This is a genomic window from Acinetobacter rongchengensis (assembly GCF_003611475.1).
Taxonomy (GTDB): domain Bacteria; phylum Pseudomonadota; class Gammaproteobacteria; order Pseudomonadales; family Moraxellaceae; genus Acinetobacter; species Acinetobacter rongchengensis.
This window is the reverse complement of sequence record NZ_RAXT01000005.1, coordinates 78,882-93,732: the sequence shown is the minus strand read 5'-3', so window position 1 is coordinate 93,732 and position 14,851 is coordinate 78,882. Positions and strand designations below refer to the sequence as shown.

14 protein-coding genes are annotated in these 14,851 nt (G+C 39.2%); 12 read left to right on the top strand and 2 right to left on the bottom strand.

Going from position 1 to position 14,851, the window contains the following annotated elements:
* The first annotated feature begins 4 nt into the window (after positions 1-4).
* The 12 genes from D7V20_RS04750 (at position 5) to D7V20_RS04695 (ending at position 11,670) form a co-directional block, all read left to right on the top strand.
* Positions 5-1,555, top strand: a complete 1,551-nt coding sequence (locus D7V20_RS04750; protein WP_120383224.1) for an HAL/PAL/TAL family ammonia-lyase — start codon at positions 5-7, stop codon at positions 1,553-1,555.
* A 19-nt stretch (positions 1,556-1,574) separates the two neighbouring features.
* Positions 1,575-1,994, top strand: coding sequence for an acyl-CoA thioesterase (locus D7V20_RS04745; RefSeq protein ID WP_120383183.1), 420 nt, complete (start codon positions 1,575-1,577; stop codon positions 1,992-1,994).
* A 159-nt stretch (positions 1,995-2,153) separates the two neighbouring features.
* A complete protein-coding gene (locus D7V20_RS04740; protein WP_235831598.1) occupies positions 2,154-2,750 on the top strand; it encodes a LolA family protein in 597 nt (198 codons plus the stop codon).
* Positions 2,725-5,049, top strand: a complete 2,325-nt coding sequence (locus D7V20_RS04735; RefSeq protein ID WP_120383182.1) for an MMPL family transporter — start codon at positions 2,725-2,727, stop codon at positions 5,047-5,049. Before D7V20_RS04740 ends, D7V20_RS04735 begins: the two co-directional genes overlap by 26 nt.
* A 16-nt stretch (positions 5,050-5,065) precedes the next feature.
* The gene (locus D7V20_RS04730; RefSeq protein ID WP_120383181.1) at positions 5,066-6,364 is read left to right on the top strand and encodes an NAD(P)/FAD-dependent oxidoreductase; all 1,299 of its coding nucleotides are present in this window, start codon (positions 5,066-5,068) and stop codon (positions 6,362-6,364) included.
* The gene (locus D7V20_RS04725; RefSeq protein WP_120383180.1) at positions 6,364-6,921 is read left to right on the top strand and encodes a DUF3261 domain-containing protein; all 558 of its coding nucleotides are present in this window, start codon (positions 6,364-6,366) and stop codon (positions 6,919-6,921) included. The genes D7V20_RS04730 and D7V20_RS04725 overlap by 1 nt, the downstream gene beginning before the upstream one ends.
* 8 nt (positions 6,922-6,929) lie before the next feature.
* Positions 6,930-8,129, top strand: a complete 1,200-nt coding sequence (locus D7V20_RS04720; protein ID WP_120383179.1) for a beta-ketoacyl-[acyl-carrier-protein] synthase family protein — start codon at positions 6,930-6,932, stop codon at positions 8,127-8,129.
* On the top strand, positions 8,126-8,551 hold the full coding sequence (locus D7V20_RS04715; RefSeq protein ID WP_120383178.1) for an ApeP family dehydratase: 426 nt from the start codon (positions 8,126-8,128) through the stop codon (positions 8,549-8,551). The genes D7V20_RS04720 and D7V20_RS04715 overlap by 4 nt, the downstream gene beginning before the upstream one ends.
* 30 nt (positions 8,552-8,581) lie before the next feature.
* A complete protein-coding gene (locus D7V20_RS04710; RefSeq protein ID WP_120383177.1) occupies positions 8,582-9,307 on the top strand; it encodes a 3-ketoacyl-ACP reductase FabG2 in 726 nt (241 codons plus the stop codon).
* A complete protein-coding gene (locus D7V20_RS04705; RefSeq protein ID WP_120383176.1) occupies positions 9,304-10,530 on the top strand; it encodes a beta-ketoacyl-ACP synthase in 1,227 nt (408 codons plus the stop codon). Before D7V20_RS04710 ends, D7V20_RS04705 begins: the two co-directional genes overlap by 4 nt.
* Before the next feature lie 12 nt (positions 10,531-10,542).
* A complete protein-coding gene (locus D7V20_RS04700; RefSeq protein ID WP_120383175.1) occupies positions 10,543-10,986 on the top strand; it encodes an excinuclease in 444 nt (147 codons plus the stop codon).
* Positions 10,987-11,016: 30 nt separating this feature from the next.
* Positions 11,017-11,670: a 4'-phosphopantetheinyl transferase family protein gene (locus D7V20_RS04695; protein ID WP_120383174.1), complete on the top strand. Its 654-nt coding sequence runs from the start codon at positions 11,017-11,019 to the stop codon at positions 11,668-11,670.
* Between the two features lie 284 nt (positions 11,671-11,954).
* Here D7V20_RS04695 and secF read toward each other — a convergent pair whose 3' ends face one another.
* Positions 11,955-12,929 carry a protein translocase subunit SecF gene (secF, locus tag D7V20_RS04690; RefSeq protein WP_120383173.1) on the bottom strand — a complete coding sequence of 325 codons (975 nt, stop codon included), beginning with the start codon at positions 12,927-12,929 and terminating at the stop codon, positions 11,955-11,957.
* 8 nt (positions 12,930-12,937) lie between these two features.
* Complete coding sequence (secD, locus tag D7V20_RS04685; RefSeq protein ID WP_120383172.1) at positions 12,938-14,839, bottom strand: protein translocase subunit SecD; 1,902 nt, start codon at positions 14,837-14,839, stop codon at positions 12,938-12,940.
* Positions 14,840-14,851 lie beyond the last annotated feature (12 nt).

Sequence of the window (14,851 nt, the reverse complement as noted above, 5' to 3'; positions counted from 1 at the left end):
AGAGATGAAAATTTTGGTTGTTGGTGAACAACCATTAACGATAGAACAAGTTGTTGCCGTTGCTCAGAATCAATGCCAAGTGGCTTTGCCAACATCGCAACAATGGCAAAGTTTGATTCAGCGTGGTGCTGATTTTCTAGACCAATTGCTAGAAGAAGAAGGCGTCATTTATGGTGTGACTACGGGATATGGTGACTCATGTTTAGTCGAAATTCCATCGCATCAAGTCCATGAATTGCCATTACATTTATCTCGCTTTCATGGTTGTGGATTAGGACAAAATCTTGATTTAGTCACGGCACGAGCTGTGGTGGTAACTCGGTTATGTTCTTTGGCACGTGGTTATTCAGGTGTCTCTCTGGCTTTGCTAGAGCGTTTAGTTTGGATGCTCAATGAAAATATTATTCCTGTGATTCCATCGGAAGGTTCTGTCGGTGCAAGTGGTGATTTAACGCCATTGTCTTACATTGCTGGAGCCTTGGTTGGTGAGCGTGATGTTTATCAAAAAAAGCCAAATCAAATTGTACCGATTGCACAAGTTTATGCAGAATATCAACTAGATGCTCTAGTGCTTCGCCCTAAAGAAGGCTTGGCACTGATGAATGGCACAGCTGTGATGACGGCTATTGCATGTTTAAATTATAAAAAAGCTGAACAAATTTCACTTGTAAGTAGCTTGGTCACTGCAATGAATGTTTTGGCTTTAGAAGGTAATCCTAGCCATTTTGATGAAGTTTTATTTGCACAAAAACCTCATCAAGGACAGCAAAATATTGCAGCTCAATTGCGTGATTGGTTGAATAGTGAAGTACAAACGGAGCACCAAAGCCCACGTTTGCAAGACCGTTATTCATTACGTTGCGCGCCACATGTGATTGGTGTTTATGAGGACTCAAAAATATGGTTGCGTCAATTTATTGAAAATGAATTGAACTCAAGCAATGACAACCCATTGATTGATCCTGTGAATTTACGGGTTTTACATGGTGGGCATTTCTATGGCGGACATATTGCTCAGGCCATGGACAGTTTAAAAATTATGATCGCCAATATTGCCGATTTGATGGATCGTCAATTGGCGCAATTGGTAGATCATAAAATGAATCATGGTTTACCACGTAATTTGACGGGTTCGAGTCAGGAACGTTTACCCTTAAATCATGGCTTTAAAGCGGTTCAAATCGGAGTATCTGCATGGACAGCAGAGGCTTTAAAACAAACCATCGCCGCTTCAATCTTCTCTCGCTCTACAGAATGTCACAATCAAGATAAAGTCAGTATGGGCACAATTGCGGCACGTGATGCGAGCCGAGTGATCTTATTAACAGAACAAGTGATGGCAGCTTTATGCTGTGCCGCAGTACAAGCCATTCAATTGAGAGGATTGAGTGAGCAATTGGGAGAAGTGTTAACGCAGTTCCAACACTGGGTGCTTGAAAGCTTCACTTTTGTAGAAGAAGATCGTGCTTTACAACATGATTTGCAACGTTTGGTTGATCGTTTTGAGCAATTTGAATTGCTGAATCCGTTAGATCAACGCTTGAAATGGAACTAATTTGTAATGGAGCTGAGAGATGCATGCTGATGTAATGATTGAAATTCCATTTCATGATGTTGATACCATGAATATTGTTTGGCATGGCCATTACATTAAATATTTTGAAATCGCACGTTGTAAATTATTGGATGAATTTAATTATAACTATGTGCAAATGAAAGATTCTGGTTATGCATGGCCAGTGATCGAGAGCTATGTCCGTTATGTACAAGGTATCGAATTTCAACAGAAAATTCGTGTACGTGCCATTTTAAAAGAATGGGAAAATCGTTTGAAAATTGAGTATCAGATTTTTGATGCCAATACAGATAAGCGCTTAACCAAAGGATTTACCTCGCAAGTCGCTGTCAATATTGAAACACGTGAAATGTGCTTTCAGTCGCCACAAGTACTCTTTGATCGTTTAAATGACTGGTCAAAGTTTCAGCCTGCTTAGTCTAAATCTTTAGAGCATTTATAGGAAATGATCATGAAGCAGAATATAACGCGGATGTCGCAACAGGTTCCCAATCTGCATGTTTTATTGGCGTTCAAATCATTGTATTTATCGAAAATGGTGAAAACTTCGTGCAAGCTTGTGATCTTGGTTTTAAGTATGGTTTTTTGTGCAACTTATGCAAATGCTGTGCAGGCTCAAAATACTCAAGTGGGACAGATTTTCAAGCAACTCTCAACGGCACCGACAGTAAGGGCAAATTTTCAACAACAGAAGAAATTAGCCTCTCTAAATAAAACCTTTATTTCGAATGGTACGGTATTGTTTTCTAAACAATATGGCGTGTTGTGGCAAATCCAAAAACCTGTACAAGCCAGTTTAATTGTGACACCTCAAAAGTTGGTACAAAAAACGCAGCGTACGTATAGTCAAATCGAAATTGATAAATCGCCTTATGGTTCTGTAGCAACCATGTTTTTACAGTTGATGTCAGGTAATGAGGCGGCTTTGGCAAAGAACTTTAATATTGTGTCAGCACATTATTCTCCAACGCAATGGAATGTGACGTTGACACCAAAAACGAGTTTATTTAAAAAATTATTTGATCGTGTAGAAGCTCAAGGGCAACGTTATGTCGACCGTATTGTGATTACTGAAAAAGCAAATAATTCGACGACCATCCAATTCAGTCAGCATAATACTCAACCTGCTCAACTTATGGCTTCAGAAGATGCACTTTTCAAATTGGCCAAATAAATTTACCGCGCTGTGGCTGAGCATTTTATTGTGTGTGGCTTTAAGCTTGGCATATTCGTGGTTTAAGCATGATATTCATATTCAAACCAATGTCTTTGCATTATTGCCCAAAGAACATCAGGATGCGCAATTAGAAAAAACCCAAGAATATGTCAATCAACAATTGAACAATAAAGTGTTCTTGGTGATTGATGCGCCGAACGATCATGCGCTACAGCAAGCAACAGATATTCTCAAACAGCAAGTCACCCATTCACAATTGTGGCAGCCTTTAAAACCACAATTAGACACGGACAAATTTGCTCAAACCTTATATCAGCATCATGCAGGTTTACTCAGTCTAGAAGACAGTCAACTGTTAAAACAAAAAGATTATACCGCTTTAACCGAGCAGGCATTATTACAAGTCATGAGCCCGGGGATGCCGATTACCGCAGACCTGTTGAATCATGATCCATTATTACTGTTCCCTCGTTTTGCAATGGGCTTGTCGAATCAAAATTCAGACCAAACCATCGAGCTCGAACAGGGCTTTGCCACCATCCGTGATGAACATGGATATTCTCGCTTGTTTAGCTTAGAGCTAACCCAAAGCCCATATAATATTGATTATCAAAAAAGTACAACTGCATGGATGCAAATTGTCGATGCTCAGTTAAATCAGCTGAATGTTAAAACCCATTGGACGGGAACTTTACTATTTTCAAGTTTTGGTACGCAGTCTGCTGAAAAAGAGATTTCAACGATTGGTTTAGGTTCTAGTTTGGGAGTTTTGTTACTGGTCTGGTTTGGTTTCAGATCTTTGCGCCCAATGTTGACTGAATTTATTGCCGTGAGTAGCGGTATATTGGTTGCATTTGCAGCAACACATTGGGTTTTTGGTGAAATTCACTTAATGACGTTGGTCTTTGGTGCAAGCTTAGTTGGCGTATGTGTCGATTTTTCTTTTTATTTTATGGCATTGCAATCACAACATCGTAATGTAGATGGATTTGCTATTTTAAAGCCTGTTTTACCCAGTCTGTTTATGGGGTTGATGACGACTTTGGTGGCATATGTATTTTTGACCTTTACGCCGTTTCCAGGTTTTCGTCAAATTGCAGTATTTTCAATCGTTGGACTCAGTGCTGCATGGGTCACCAGTATTTTGTTATTACCACGTTTAAAAGCGCTGAATGCTCAACCTTCGATTCATACGCTACGTTTCATAGGATCGGCGCGTCACTATTTTTTACAGCGTGATTTTTTGCGCTATGTTGTGATTGTTGTGATTGTTTTAACCTCAACCACAAGCTTATATTTCTTAAAAGCCAATGATGATGTTCGTAATTTACAAAGTATGGATCAGAAATTAAAACAAGAAGACCGTTATGTGCGTGAGCGTTTTGGTCAGCAGCAAGGGAGTGATTATTTTGTGATTCGGGCAGAAAATACAGCCCAGCTCGAAAAACAAGAACAAGTGTTATTGGTCAAATTAAATCAGCTTAAACAACAAGGTCAGTTGCAAGGATTTCAGGCGATTGGTCAATCAGTACCGTCTCTTGCAATACAGCAAGAAAATATTCGGTTATTACAACAAATTCCAGCAACAGAATTAAAAAACTATGCTTTGGCAATGCAGTTGAATGTAGATGATGTTTTGGCATGGCAAAAGCGATTGGCAGATCAACCTGTATTGACTTTAAGTTCATTTCAAAATCACCCTTTGGCTTTTTTGCAGCCCAGTCAAAATGAGCGTTTGGTTTTGCTACAAGGTATTCATAATATTCAGAATATAAAACAACTTGAAACTGATCAAATTAAATTACTGCAACCCGTTGCTCAGTTATCTCAACTCTTTCAAGAACATCGTATTCAGGCGCAGTCTTTACTATTTTATGCTTTGATTGTTTTGGTGATTGGCTTGGCTATTATTTATGGAATTGGCTCAATCTTTGCCTTAATATTACCTGTAAGTTTAGCTTTACTGAGTACTTTTGCTGTACAGGCATGGTTAGGTGTAGAAATTAACTTATTCAGTATTATGGGAACATTTTTAATTATAGGCATCGGAGTGGATTATGCCATTTTTTATCGGCATAGCCATGACCATCCGCAAGTTGTTGGAATGGCACTATTTTTATGTATGATGTCGACTTTACTCGGTTTTGGATTGTTGTCGTTTAGTCATACCTATGCCATTCATTGTTTTGGTTTGACTGTTTTATTTGGTGTCATCTTTTCATTTGTGTACGCCACGATTTTTACCAAAGCAGATGACCAACATCAGGTTATTTTACAAAATCAGCAAGATAGCTGAAAACAAAGAGAGAATAATGAGTTTAATCCAGCAAACAGATGTACTAATTATTGGTGCAGGGCCATCAGGTAGTTCGGCAGCCGCACTATTACGCAAAAAAGGTTATGCAGTAACCATTATTGAAAAACAATATTTTCCACGCTTTTCGATTGGTGAATCTTTATTGCCACAGTCGATGGTGTTTTTAGAAGAAGCAGGTTTATTAGAAAATATTAAAAATCATGTGGATGAATACGCATTCCAGTTTAAAAATGGTGCTGCTTTTTTAAAGGGGCAACAGCGTAGCTTTTATGATTTTACTGAGAAGTTTACTGATGGCCCAGGGACAACATGGCAAGTACGTCGCGCTAATTTTGATCAACTTTTAGCACAACAAGCTGAACAGTATGGTGCTGACATTCGTTTTGGACATGAAGTCATAGCTGTGGATGTTGAAACTCAACGTCCGATCCTTACAGTGAAAGATGAACAAGGTGAGCAGTATCAAATTCAAGGTAAATTCTTACTTGATGCCAGTGGTTTTGGACGAATTTTACCGAAATTTTTAGACTTAGAAAGTCCATCGGACTTTCCTGTACGCCGTGCGATTTTCACGCATATTGAAGATGGGATATTGGATGATCCTGATTTTGATCGTGAGAAAATTTTAATTACGGTACATGAAAAAGACCCACGGGCATGGTATTGGTTGATACCGTTTGCAGATGGTCGTTCATCGTTTGGGATTGTTGCTGAACAGGATTTCTTTGAACATTATCAGTTTGATGAAAGTAGTCCAGAGACTTTACAGGCAACTTTTGAGCGTATTCTTGCAGATGATCCAGCTCTGTCTCAGGTATTGCGCAATAAAAAGTTTGATACAGCGGTAAGGACTTTGGTGGGGTATTCTGCCAATGTTAAACATCTAGCTGACCGTAATTATGCATTGTTGGGCAATGCAGGTGAGTTTTTAGATCCAGTTTTTTCTTCAGGGGTGACCATTGCTCTAAAATCCTCAAGCTTGGTTGTACCTTTGCTTGAACGTGTTTTACAGGGAGAAACTGTTGACTGGATGCAAGCGTATGAAAAACCGTTAAGAGCGGGAATTAAAGTATTTCGTGCCTATGTTGAGTCATGGTATGAAGGTGAGTTTCAAGATGTTGTCTTCTCTAAAAATCAAAATGACAAAATTCGCCGTATGATTGCATCATTATTGGCAGGCTATGCTTGGGATCATACCAATCCAATTCATAAAAATCCGAAACAGCGTTTAAGTACTTTGGCTGAATATTGTCGTGAGGAGCAGTCACAGATTGCTGCTATTGGAATTGAATGATGTCGAATAAGTGGAAACATTGTGCTTTAGCGATGTTGTTAATATTGCCTATAACAGCATGTCAGCAAATACGGCCTAAAGCACAGGGTTTAATAAATTCTCAGTGGATTGCACAGCATTATCAACGTCAAGATTTGGTAGAAGTGCAATGGAAAACACACAGTTTTAGTTTCTTGTTATATCAACAGCAACAAGATAAAAACTTGGATTTTTTAGCATTGAGTCTGACAGGACAACAGCTTTTTAAATTAGGTTTCGATGGGCAGAATGTGAAAGTGGAACAGCGTATTGACCAAATGAAGCTTTTGCCTTTTGATTTTTTGGTGCGTGATATTTTATTTGCTACCTACCCAAATTTTATCAATCACCCACCTCAAGATGTTCAAGTAGCACCTAAGCAACAAGAGCATTCAACCACGATACAGAACATTCTGATCCATCAAGACAAGGTACTCACAATTCGACATACGCAAGATCATATCGAGCTGGATAATGTGCAAGTGCCGTATCAAATGGTGTTTAGCGAAGTGCCTAATACTTTGGAAAATAATGAGTAGCTGCCCAAATGCCTGAAATTATTGATCAAAAAAATCCGGCAGTTGGCATTCAATATAGTGTTGGATTGTCAGCTTTGGGTTCAACGCCAACGCAATTAAAACAAGCTTTGACGAGTATTGAAAATACTTTAAGTTTGAGTCGTATATTTATTCCCGAAAAAGAGGTTTGGGTGGGGGCTTATTCTGCTGAGTTGATTCAGCAGGTTCCTGCAAATTTAGAAGCGTTTGAAACACGCAATTTACGGTTTGCTTTGACAGCTCTACAACAGATTGAAGCTGATATTCGGCATTATGTGGCTCGGTTTGAAAATAAACGTCTTGCTATTGTGATGGGAACATCTACATCAGGTATTGCAGATAATGAACCTGAATTAAAGCTTCACTTTCAAGGTGATAGCAGCATTCAAATCAAACAAAAAAAACAAGAAATGGGATGCTTAGCCAAAGCGTTACAGGTGTATTTAGGCTGGGAAGGAGTGGCATATACCATTTCTACAGCATGTTCTTCTAGTGCTAAAGCATTTGCAGCAGGGCAACGTTTAATTAATGCAGGGTTGGCAGATGTGGTATTGGTCGGTGGTGTTGATACCTTGTGTAAATTAACACTGAATGGATTTCATAGTTTAGAAAGTTTATCTGATACGGTTTGCCAACCCTGTGGTCAAGATCGGGATGGGATTAACATTGGTGAAGCAGCAGCCTTATTTTTATTGTCTAAAGAAGTTGCACCTGTCATGTTAATGTCAGCAGGTGAGTCGATGGATGCATGGCATATTTCTGCACCTCATCCTGAAGGTGATGGCGCGATGAGAGCAATGCAAGCGGCTTTAGATATGGCGCATTTAGATGCATCGGAAATTGGCTATTTAAATTTGCATGGTACGGCGACGCCACAAAATGATGCGATGGAAATAAAAGCGGTTCAAACCATCTTTCAAAATATTGCTGTGCCATTAAGTAGTACTAAACATAAAACAGGGCATTGTTTAGGTGCAGCAGGGGCCATTGAAGCGATGATTTGTAACCAAATCTTAAAAGACCAAAGTTGGTTGCCATTGCATCAACAGGTTGTTGTAGACAGTGAATTGACTGGTGTGAACTATGTAAATTATCCAGATTTGGATCAATCCATTCAATATGTTATGTCCAATTCATTTGCTTTTGGTGGCAGTAATATCAGCTTAATTTTTGGAACACAGTTAAAATGAATTTGTCTAAAAATTTAAGCGCAGTTGATTTTATTCCGCATGAAAAACCGATGGTTTTTATTGATCATGTTGTGGAAATAGGAGATAACTTTGCTATAGCCGAATTATTGATTCGCCCAGATTTGATGTTTTGTGAAGAACAAGGCTTACCGACGTGGTCGAGTATTGAATTGATGGCACAAACAGTCAGTTTGTATGCAGGTTCTCAGGGCGGAAAGTTAGGACAACCGCCTAAAATTGGTTTTCTTTTAGGAACACGTAAACTGCATTTACCTGTTCCATATTTTAACATGGGTGAAACTGTTACGATTCGAGCAGAAAAGCAGTATTTACACGAAGGATTGGGACAATTTGCCTGTGAAATTTATTATCAAAACCATACAATCTCGGCAGTGTTGAGTGTGTATGAACCTGAAGAATAACAGCAGGTTTATAAAGATTAGGATGAAAGTGTGACAAGAAGAGTTTTAGTAACAGGGTCGAGCCGTGGTATTGGAAAAGCGATAGCATTACAGCTGGCAGAAGCAGGTTTTGATGTTACTGTACATGCACGTTCAAAAAAAATAGAAACAGAACAGGTGGTTGCTGAAATTAAAGCTTTGGGTCGCAAGAGTCATACTCTTTTATTTGATGTGACGCAACGCGAACAAGTACAACATTTATTAGAACAAGATATCGCAGAACATGGTGCTTTTTATGCTGTGGTACTCAATGCAGGCTTAACGCATGATGCTGCATTTCCCGCTTTAACTGACAATGATTGGGATGAAGTTATTTCCACATCTCTAGATGGTTTTTATAATGTATTGAAACCATTAGTGATGCCAATGATTCGCCTCAAACAAGGTGGTCGTATTGTGACCATGTCTTCGGTATCTGGTGTGATGGGAAATCGTGGACAAGTGAATTACAGTGCAGCCAAAGCAGGATTAATTGGTGCGACCAAAGCCTTAGCACTCGAATTAGCCAAAAGAAAAATTACAGTCAATTGTGTTGCACCCGGTTTAATTGAAACTGAAATGGTCAGTGACGAAGTTCAGGAACATGCTTTAAAAATGATCCCGATGCAACGCATGGGGCAAGTAGATGAAGTCGCAAAAGTGGTTAAATTTTTATGTAGTGACGATGCAAGTTATATCACCCGCCAAGTGATTTCGGTGAATGGGGGATTGATATGAAGCGTGTTGTTGTAACAGGCATGGCTGGTATTACTTCATTAGGTGAAACAGCGGACTCGATTTTCGAGCAAATTTCAGCAGCAAAGAATGGTATTCGTTATATGCCAGATTGGGAAGTCTTTGCTGATTTACGCTGTAAAATAGCAGGTGCTGTTGAGCATTTTGACATCCCAAAACATTTTAATCGTAAAGTAACACGAGGCATGGGGCGTGTTGCCTTAATGTCAGTGATTAGTGCTGAAAAGGCCTTAATTGATGCCAATTTATTAAATGACCCAATTTTACAAAGTGGTGAAACTGGGGTTGCCTTTGGTTCTTCAGCAGGAAGTGTAAACGCAGTCGCTGAGTTTGGTTCAATGTTATTGGAAAATAACATGAGCAAAATCAATGCCACAACATATATTCGTATGATGTCGCATACCAGTGCTGTAAATATGACGGTTTACTTTGGCTTAAAAGGGCTGACATTACCCACATCAAGTGCATGTACTTCAGGATCAATGGCAATTGGTCAGGCTTATGAAGCGATTAAGTATGGTAAACAGACTGTCATGTTTGCAGGTGGTGCAGAAGAGCTCAGTGCTGCAAGTGCGGCGGTATTCGATGTTTTGCTGGCAACCAGTGGTATGAATGATCGACCTGAACAATCTCCTCGTCCTTTTGATCGTGATCGTGATGGATTGGTGGTTGGTGAAGGCGCAAGTTGTTTAATTTTAGAAGAATACGAACATGCCAAAAACCGTGGTGCAAAAATATATGCAGAAATCATCGGCTATGGCAGTAATACCGATGGTCAGCATGTCACTCGTCCAGACTCTGAGATGATGGGACGTTGTATGACTTTGGCACTCAAAGATGCACAAATCTCAGCTGAACAGATTGATTATGTCAATGCGCATGGAACATCGACCGATCAAGGTGATATTGCAGAAACTCAGGCGACAGCACGTGTTTTGGGTTATAAACCGATCAGCTCACTGAAAAGTTATTTTGGTCATACCTTGGGTGCATGTGGTGCGATTGAAGCTTGGTTGAGTATTGAAATGATGCGTCGACAACAATTTGTTCCTACATTAAATTTAGATCATATTGACCCATTATGTGGTGATTTAGATTATATTGTGGGACAAAATCGAGAAATAAATGCCAAAATTTTAATGAGTAATAATTTCGCTTTTGGGGGAATTAATACTTCAATTATTTTTAAAAAATTAGATCACTAACGAGGGTATAACATGTCTATTCAATCGATTAAAAAAATTGTCATTGCTTTAGCTTTAACAACAAGTAGTATGGCTTCTGTACATGCAGCAGATACAATTCACCAATTTAACTTTCAAGACGCGGTTAATCGTGCTGTTGCCGATGGCTTTTTAGATGGTTCAGTTAAGTTTTATTTAGCTGGAACTAAATCTGGCGGTAAAGTCATTGAGAAAGGTTTAGTAACCAATAAAAAGACCAATGGTTTTGCTAAATCTGCTGAATCTTCTTGTGATCATGTTTTACGTTCAGCACTGATTCAACTCCAAAATACAGCAAAAGCTCGTGGTGCAAATGCCGTGACTAATCTGGTTAGCTTTTATAAATCGAATGAAACACGTAGCACGACAACTTATGATTGTGCAAAAGGGACTGCAATTGCAGGTGTTGCTTTGAAAGGCGATATTGTAAAGTTCTAATTACAGCATCGTGTTAAGGTCATTGGGTCAATGAAAAAGAATGAAATACAAATACATTTAATTGCATTGGCTCAATTATTAAGACTAGATCGGGATCAATTCAAGGATTTTACGACCTATAATCAATATAAAAAGAATCAAATTTATCAATATCGTAATCAAATTTTATCAGACGTACTTCAAGTTGAAATGAATGCTCAATCCTTTGCTAAAACTGAATATGGCAAACCGTATTTAATTGATCATTCTGAATTTGCTTTTAACCATTCACATAGTCAAAAAAATTATGCACTTACTCATAGTCTAAAAATCCAAGACTTAGGGATTGATGTTGAGGATTTAGATAGGGTGGTGCGTTTTGAGGCCTTGGCTAAACATGCTTTTCACCCAGAAGAATTACAAACATGGCAGGATTTGGATTTTGATTCAGCGTTTTGGTTTAAAGTTTGGACGACTAAAGAGGCTGTTTTAAAAGCATCAGGCTTAGGGATTCGATTAAGTTTGAATGAGTTGAATACCCATGCTCATTCTATAAACGATGGCGGAATCTGTAGCCATCCGCAACTGGGTAGTTTTGCTTATCAAAACTTTAATTTAGGTCATGTAATGCTGACAGTGTCTTGGCGTTCAGCATTGTCTTGTAAAGGTTTTGCATTTCCAAAGATACAGATTATTCAACATTGATGATGTTTATAAGTTGATTCAAAACACTAGATTTAAAATATTTGAACATAAAAAAAGCCCATCTGAAGATGTAATGTCGATTAGTTAAGCGTAATTTTATTATTACCTATTTATAAATCTCCCCTAACCCCTCTTTACAAAAGAGGGGAATACTCGTGAATTCAATGCGGTATTGAATCCTAGATACTCTCTCCTTTTTCAAAGGAGGGGTGGGGAGGATTAAAAATACTTAACTGATCAGCATTACATCCGAAGATGAGCTATTTTTAGCCTAAAACTGAGAATTAATGAGGAATATGTTCTTCTTCATCTTCAAATTCAGGTTTAACTTGTACAATAAAGTCTTGACGGTTTAGACCACGCCATAATGCAAATGCAGTTCCGATATAAATCGAAGAATACGTACCAACAAATACACCAATAAACATGGCAACAGAGAACCAGTGTAGACCATCACCACCCAAGAACATCATTGCAAGTACAACCAGTAATAATGTCATAGAAGTATGAATGGTACGTTTTAAGGTTTCGGTCAAAGCAATGTTGACGATTTCCAATGGTGAAGCACCACGAATCTTACGGAAGTTCTCACGAATACGATCCGATACAACAATGTTATCGTTCAATGAGAAACCGATGAGTGCCAAGACTGCTGCCAATACGGTTAAGTCAAATGGCCATTGCATCATTGCAAAGATACCAATCGTCACAATCACGTCATGCAGTAATGAGAGCACAGCACCCACTGCAAGTTTAAACTCAAAGCGAATGGTGACATAGATCAACATCAGCAGCATAGCCAGTGCTACAGCGCCCGCAGAACGTAGATAAAGCTCGTTACCGACTTGACCACCAACTGAGTCTACTTTATGGACCACAGCAGGGTTATTCGGCAATTGAACTGCTTTAGTTAACGAATTGCTTAAATCTTCAACATTGACGTCTTGTGGTGGCATACGCACGATGAGGTCTTTATTACTTCCCAAGGTTTGTACAACAGCATCTTTAAAACCAGCTTTATCTAAAGTTGCAATCACCTCAGCAGGTTTTGCCGCAGATTGATAGTTCAATTCTGCTGAAACACCACCAGTAAAGTCTAAACCTAGGTTTAGTCCTTTCGTGACAATAAAGAAAAGGCTCGCAATTGTTAGGATGATCGAGATGATTGCCGCTGGTTTGGCAATCTTCATAAAGTTAATTACGTGCTCGTCATCTGGGCGTCCGTATTTCTTTTTCGGTTGAGTCACATCAGTCATCATAGATCTCCTTATATGCTCAACTTATTCAAGTTACGTTTTTTGCCATAGATTAACTGGATAATTGCACGTGTTACTGTAATCGAAGTAAACATCGAACAAATAATACCAATCATCAATGTGACCGCAAAGCCTTTAATCGGACCAGTACCAATAGCAAACAAGATAAACGCCACCAAGAACGTGGTTAGGTTTGAGTCGAGAATGGTGTTATATGCTCGATCATAACCCGCAATAATGGCTTGTTTGGGTGAGGCACCCCAGCGCATTTCTTCTCGTATTCGCTCACAAATTAGTACGTTGGCATCGACAGCCATACCAATAGTGATGACAATACCTGCAATACCTGGAAGGGTCAGCGATGCGCCAATCCACGACATAATGGTCAATAACATGGCCAAGTTTACGACCAAGGCAAAATCTGCAATTAAACCAAATAGACGGAAGAAGATGACCATCCATAGTGCAACTAAGAGGAAACCTACAATTGTAGAAGTCACACCTTTATCAATGTTTTCTTGACCAAGACTTGGGCCCACAACACGCTCTTCTACGAAGTACATTGGCGCAGCCAAAGCACCTGCACGGAGCATCAATGCAAGTTCTGCTGATTCTTGTGGAGAATCTAAGCCTGTAATACGGAATGATGAACCCAATACCGCTTGAATTGTTGCAGCATTGATCACTACAGATTCAGTATAAGGGGTACGTACTTCGGTCATCACACCTGTTACAGGATCTGCAACAGACGTAATTTTCTGTTTATTTTCAATAAACAGTACTGCCATACGTTTACCAACAGCATTACGTGTTGCATCAGACAATAACTTACCGCCCGCAGTGTCTAAAGTAATATTAACCTCAGAACCACCTGTATCTTGGCTAAAGCCACTTGATGCATTTTGAACACGTTCACCTGTTAAGATACGGTTACGATTTAATAAAAGCTCTTTTCCACTGTCCAAAGACTCATAAGCAAAAACTTCAGTGCCCGGTGGTAATGGCTGACCATTATATTTACCCGTAAAACGGTCAATGTATTGATCATTCAAATCAGAAACCAAACGGAATTCTAAGTTCGCTGTACGACCTAGAACACGTTTTGCCTCAGCAGTATCTTGTACACCTGGAAGTTCAACCACAATACGGTTGCTCCCTTGGCTTTGTACCAATGCTTCAGCAACACCAAGTTCGTTAATACGATTACGTAAAGTGGTTAAGTTTTGGTTCAGTGCATAAGACTGGATTTCTTGTTTAGTCGTATCGTTATAGGTCAGTTTTAGCGTAGAACCTGACTCAGTTGCTAAAGCTTGTTGGTTATATTTATTACCTTCACGACGTAAAAAATCCATGACAGCGGCACGGTCATCATTATTTGCAAACTGAATCGTAATCGTGTTGTTATTTAAAGTTAAGCTGTTGAACTTGACTTTATTTTCACGGAACTCACGACGTAAATCAGATGCAGATGTTTCCATACGCTGTGCAATGGCTTTGTCCATATCTACTTCAAGTAGGAAATGAACACCACCACGTAAGTCCAAACCAAGCTTCATTGGCTTAGCACCAATTTTTTGCAACCACTCAGGTGTTGTTGGTGCGAGGTTGAGTGCAACCGTATAATTTTCACCTAAGCCTTTGCTCAACGCATCTTTGGCTTTTAGCTGTGCTTCAGACGTACTTAAGCGTAGAAGAGCAGCGTTGTTGGTGAAAGTATTATCATGACTGCTAATATTTTCGCTTTTTAAAATTTGCTCTGCTTTCTGTATCACAGTCTGATCAATCGTGGTACCTGCCTTGGCGCCAGAAATTTGAACAGCAGGCTCGTCAGGATACAGACTTGGCAGTGCGTATAATGTACTGATCACGAGTACAACTAGGATCAATATATATTTCCATGCAGGGTAACGCATTCGCTTTCTTCT

Excerpts from the sequence above, each read along its gene's own strand:
- D7V20_RS04745 (WP_120383183.1), top strand. The coding sequence starts at position 1,575 with ATGCATGCTGATGTAATGATTGAAATTCCATTTCATGATGTTGATACC.
- D7V20_RS04725 (WP_120383180.1), top strand. The coding sequence starts at position 6,364 with ATGTCGAATAAGTGGAAACATTGTGCTTTAGCGATGTTGTTAATATTG.
- D7V20_RS04735 (WP_120383182.1), top strand. The coding sequence starts at position 2,725 with ATGCACTTTTCAAATTGGCCAAATAAATTTACCGCGCTGTGGCTGAGC.
- D7V20_RS04700 (WP_120383175.1), top strand. The coding sequence starts at position 10,543 with ATGTCTATTCAATCGATTAAAAAAATTGTCATTGCTTTAGCTTTAACA.
- secF (WP_120383173.1), bottom strand. The coding sequence starts at position 12,929 with ATGATGACTGATGTGACTCAACCGAAAAAGAAATACGGACGCCCAGAT.
- D7V20_RS04715 (WP_120383178.1), top strand. The coding sequence starts at position 8,126 with ATGAATTTGTCTAAAAATTTAAGCGCAGTTGATTTTATTCCGCATGAA.
- D7V20_RS04730 (WP_120383181.1), top strand. The coding sequence starts at position 5,066 with ATGAGTTTAATCCAGCAAACAGATGTACTAATTATTGGTGCAGGGCCA.
- secD (WP_120383172.1), bottom strand. The coding sequence starts at position 14,839 with ATGCGTTACCCTGCATGGAAATATATATTGATCCTAGTTGTACTCGTG.
- D7V20_RS04720 (WP_120383179.1), top strand. The coding sequence starts at position 6,930 with ATGCCTGAAATTATTGATCAAAAAAATCCGGCAGTTGGCATTCAATAT.
- D7V20_RS04740 (WP_235831598.1), top strand. The coding sequence starts at position 2,154 with ATGGTTTTTTGTGCAACTTATGCAAATGCTGTGCAGGCTCAAAATACT.
- D7V20_RS04705 (WP_120383176.1), top strand. The coding sequence starts at position 9,304 with ATGAAGCGTGTTGTTGTAACAGGCATGGCTGGTATTACTTCATTAGGT.
- D7V20_RS04695 (WP_120383174.1), top strand. The coding sequence starts at position 11,017 with ATGAAAAAGAATGAAATACAAATACATTTAATTGCATTGGCTCAATTA.
- D7V20_RS04750 (WP_120383224.1), top strand. The coding sequence starts at position 5 with ATGAAAATTTTGGTTGTTGGTGAACAACCATTAACGATAGAACAAGTT.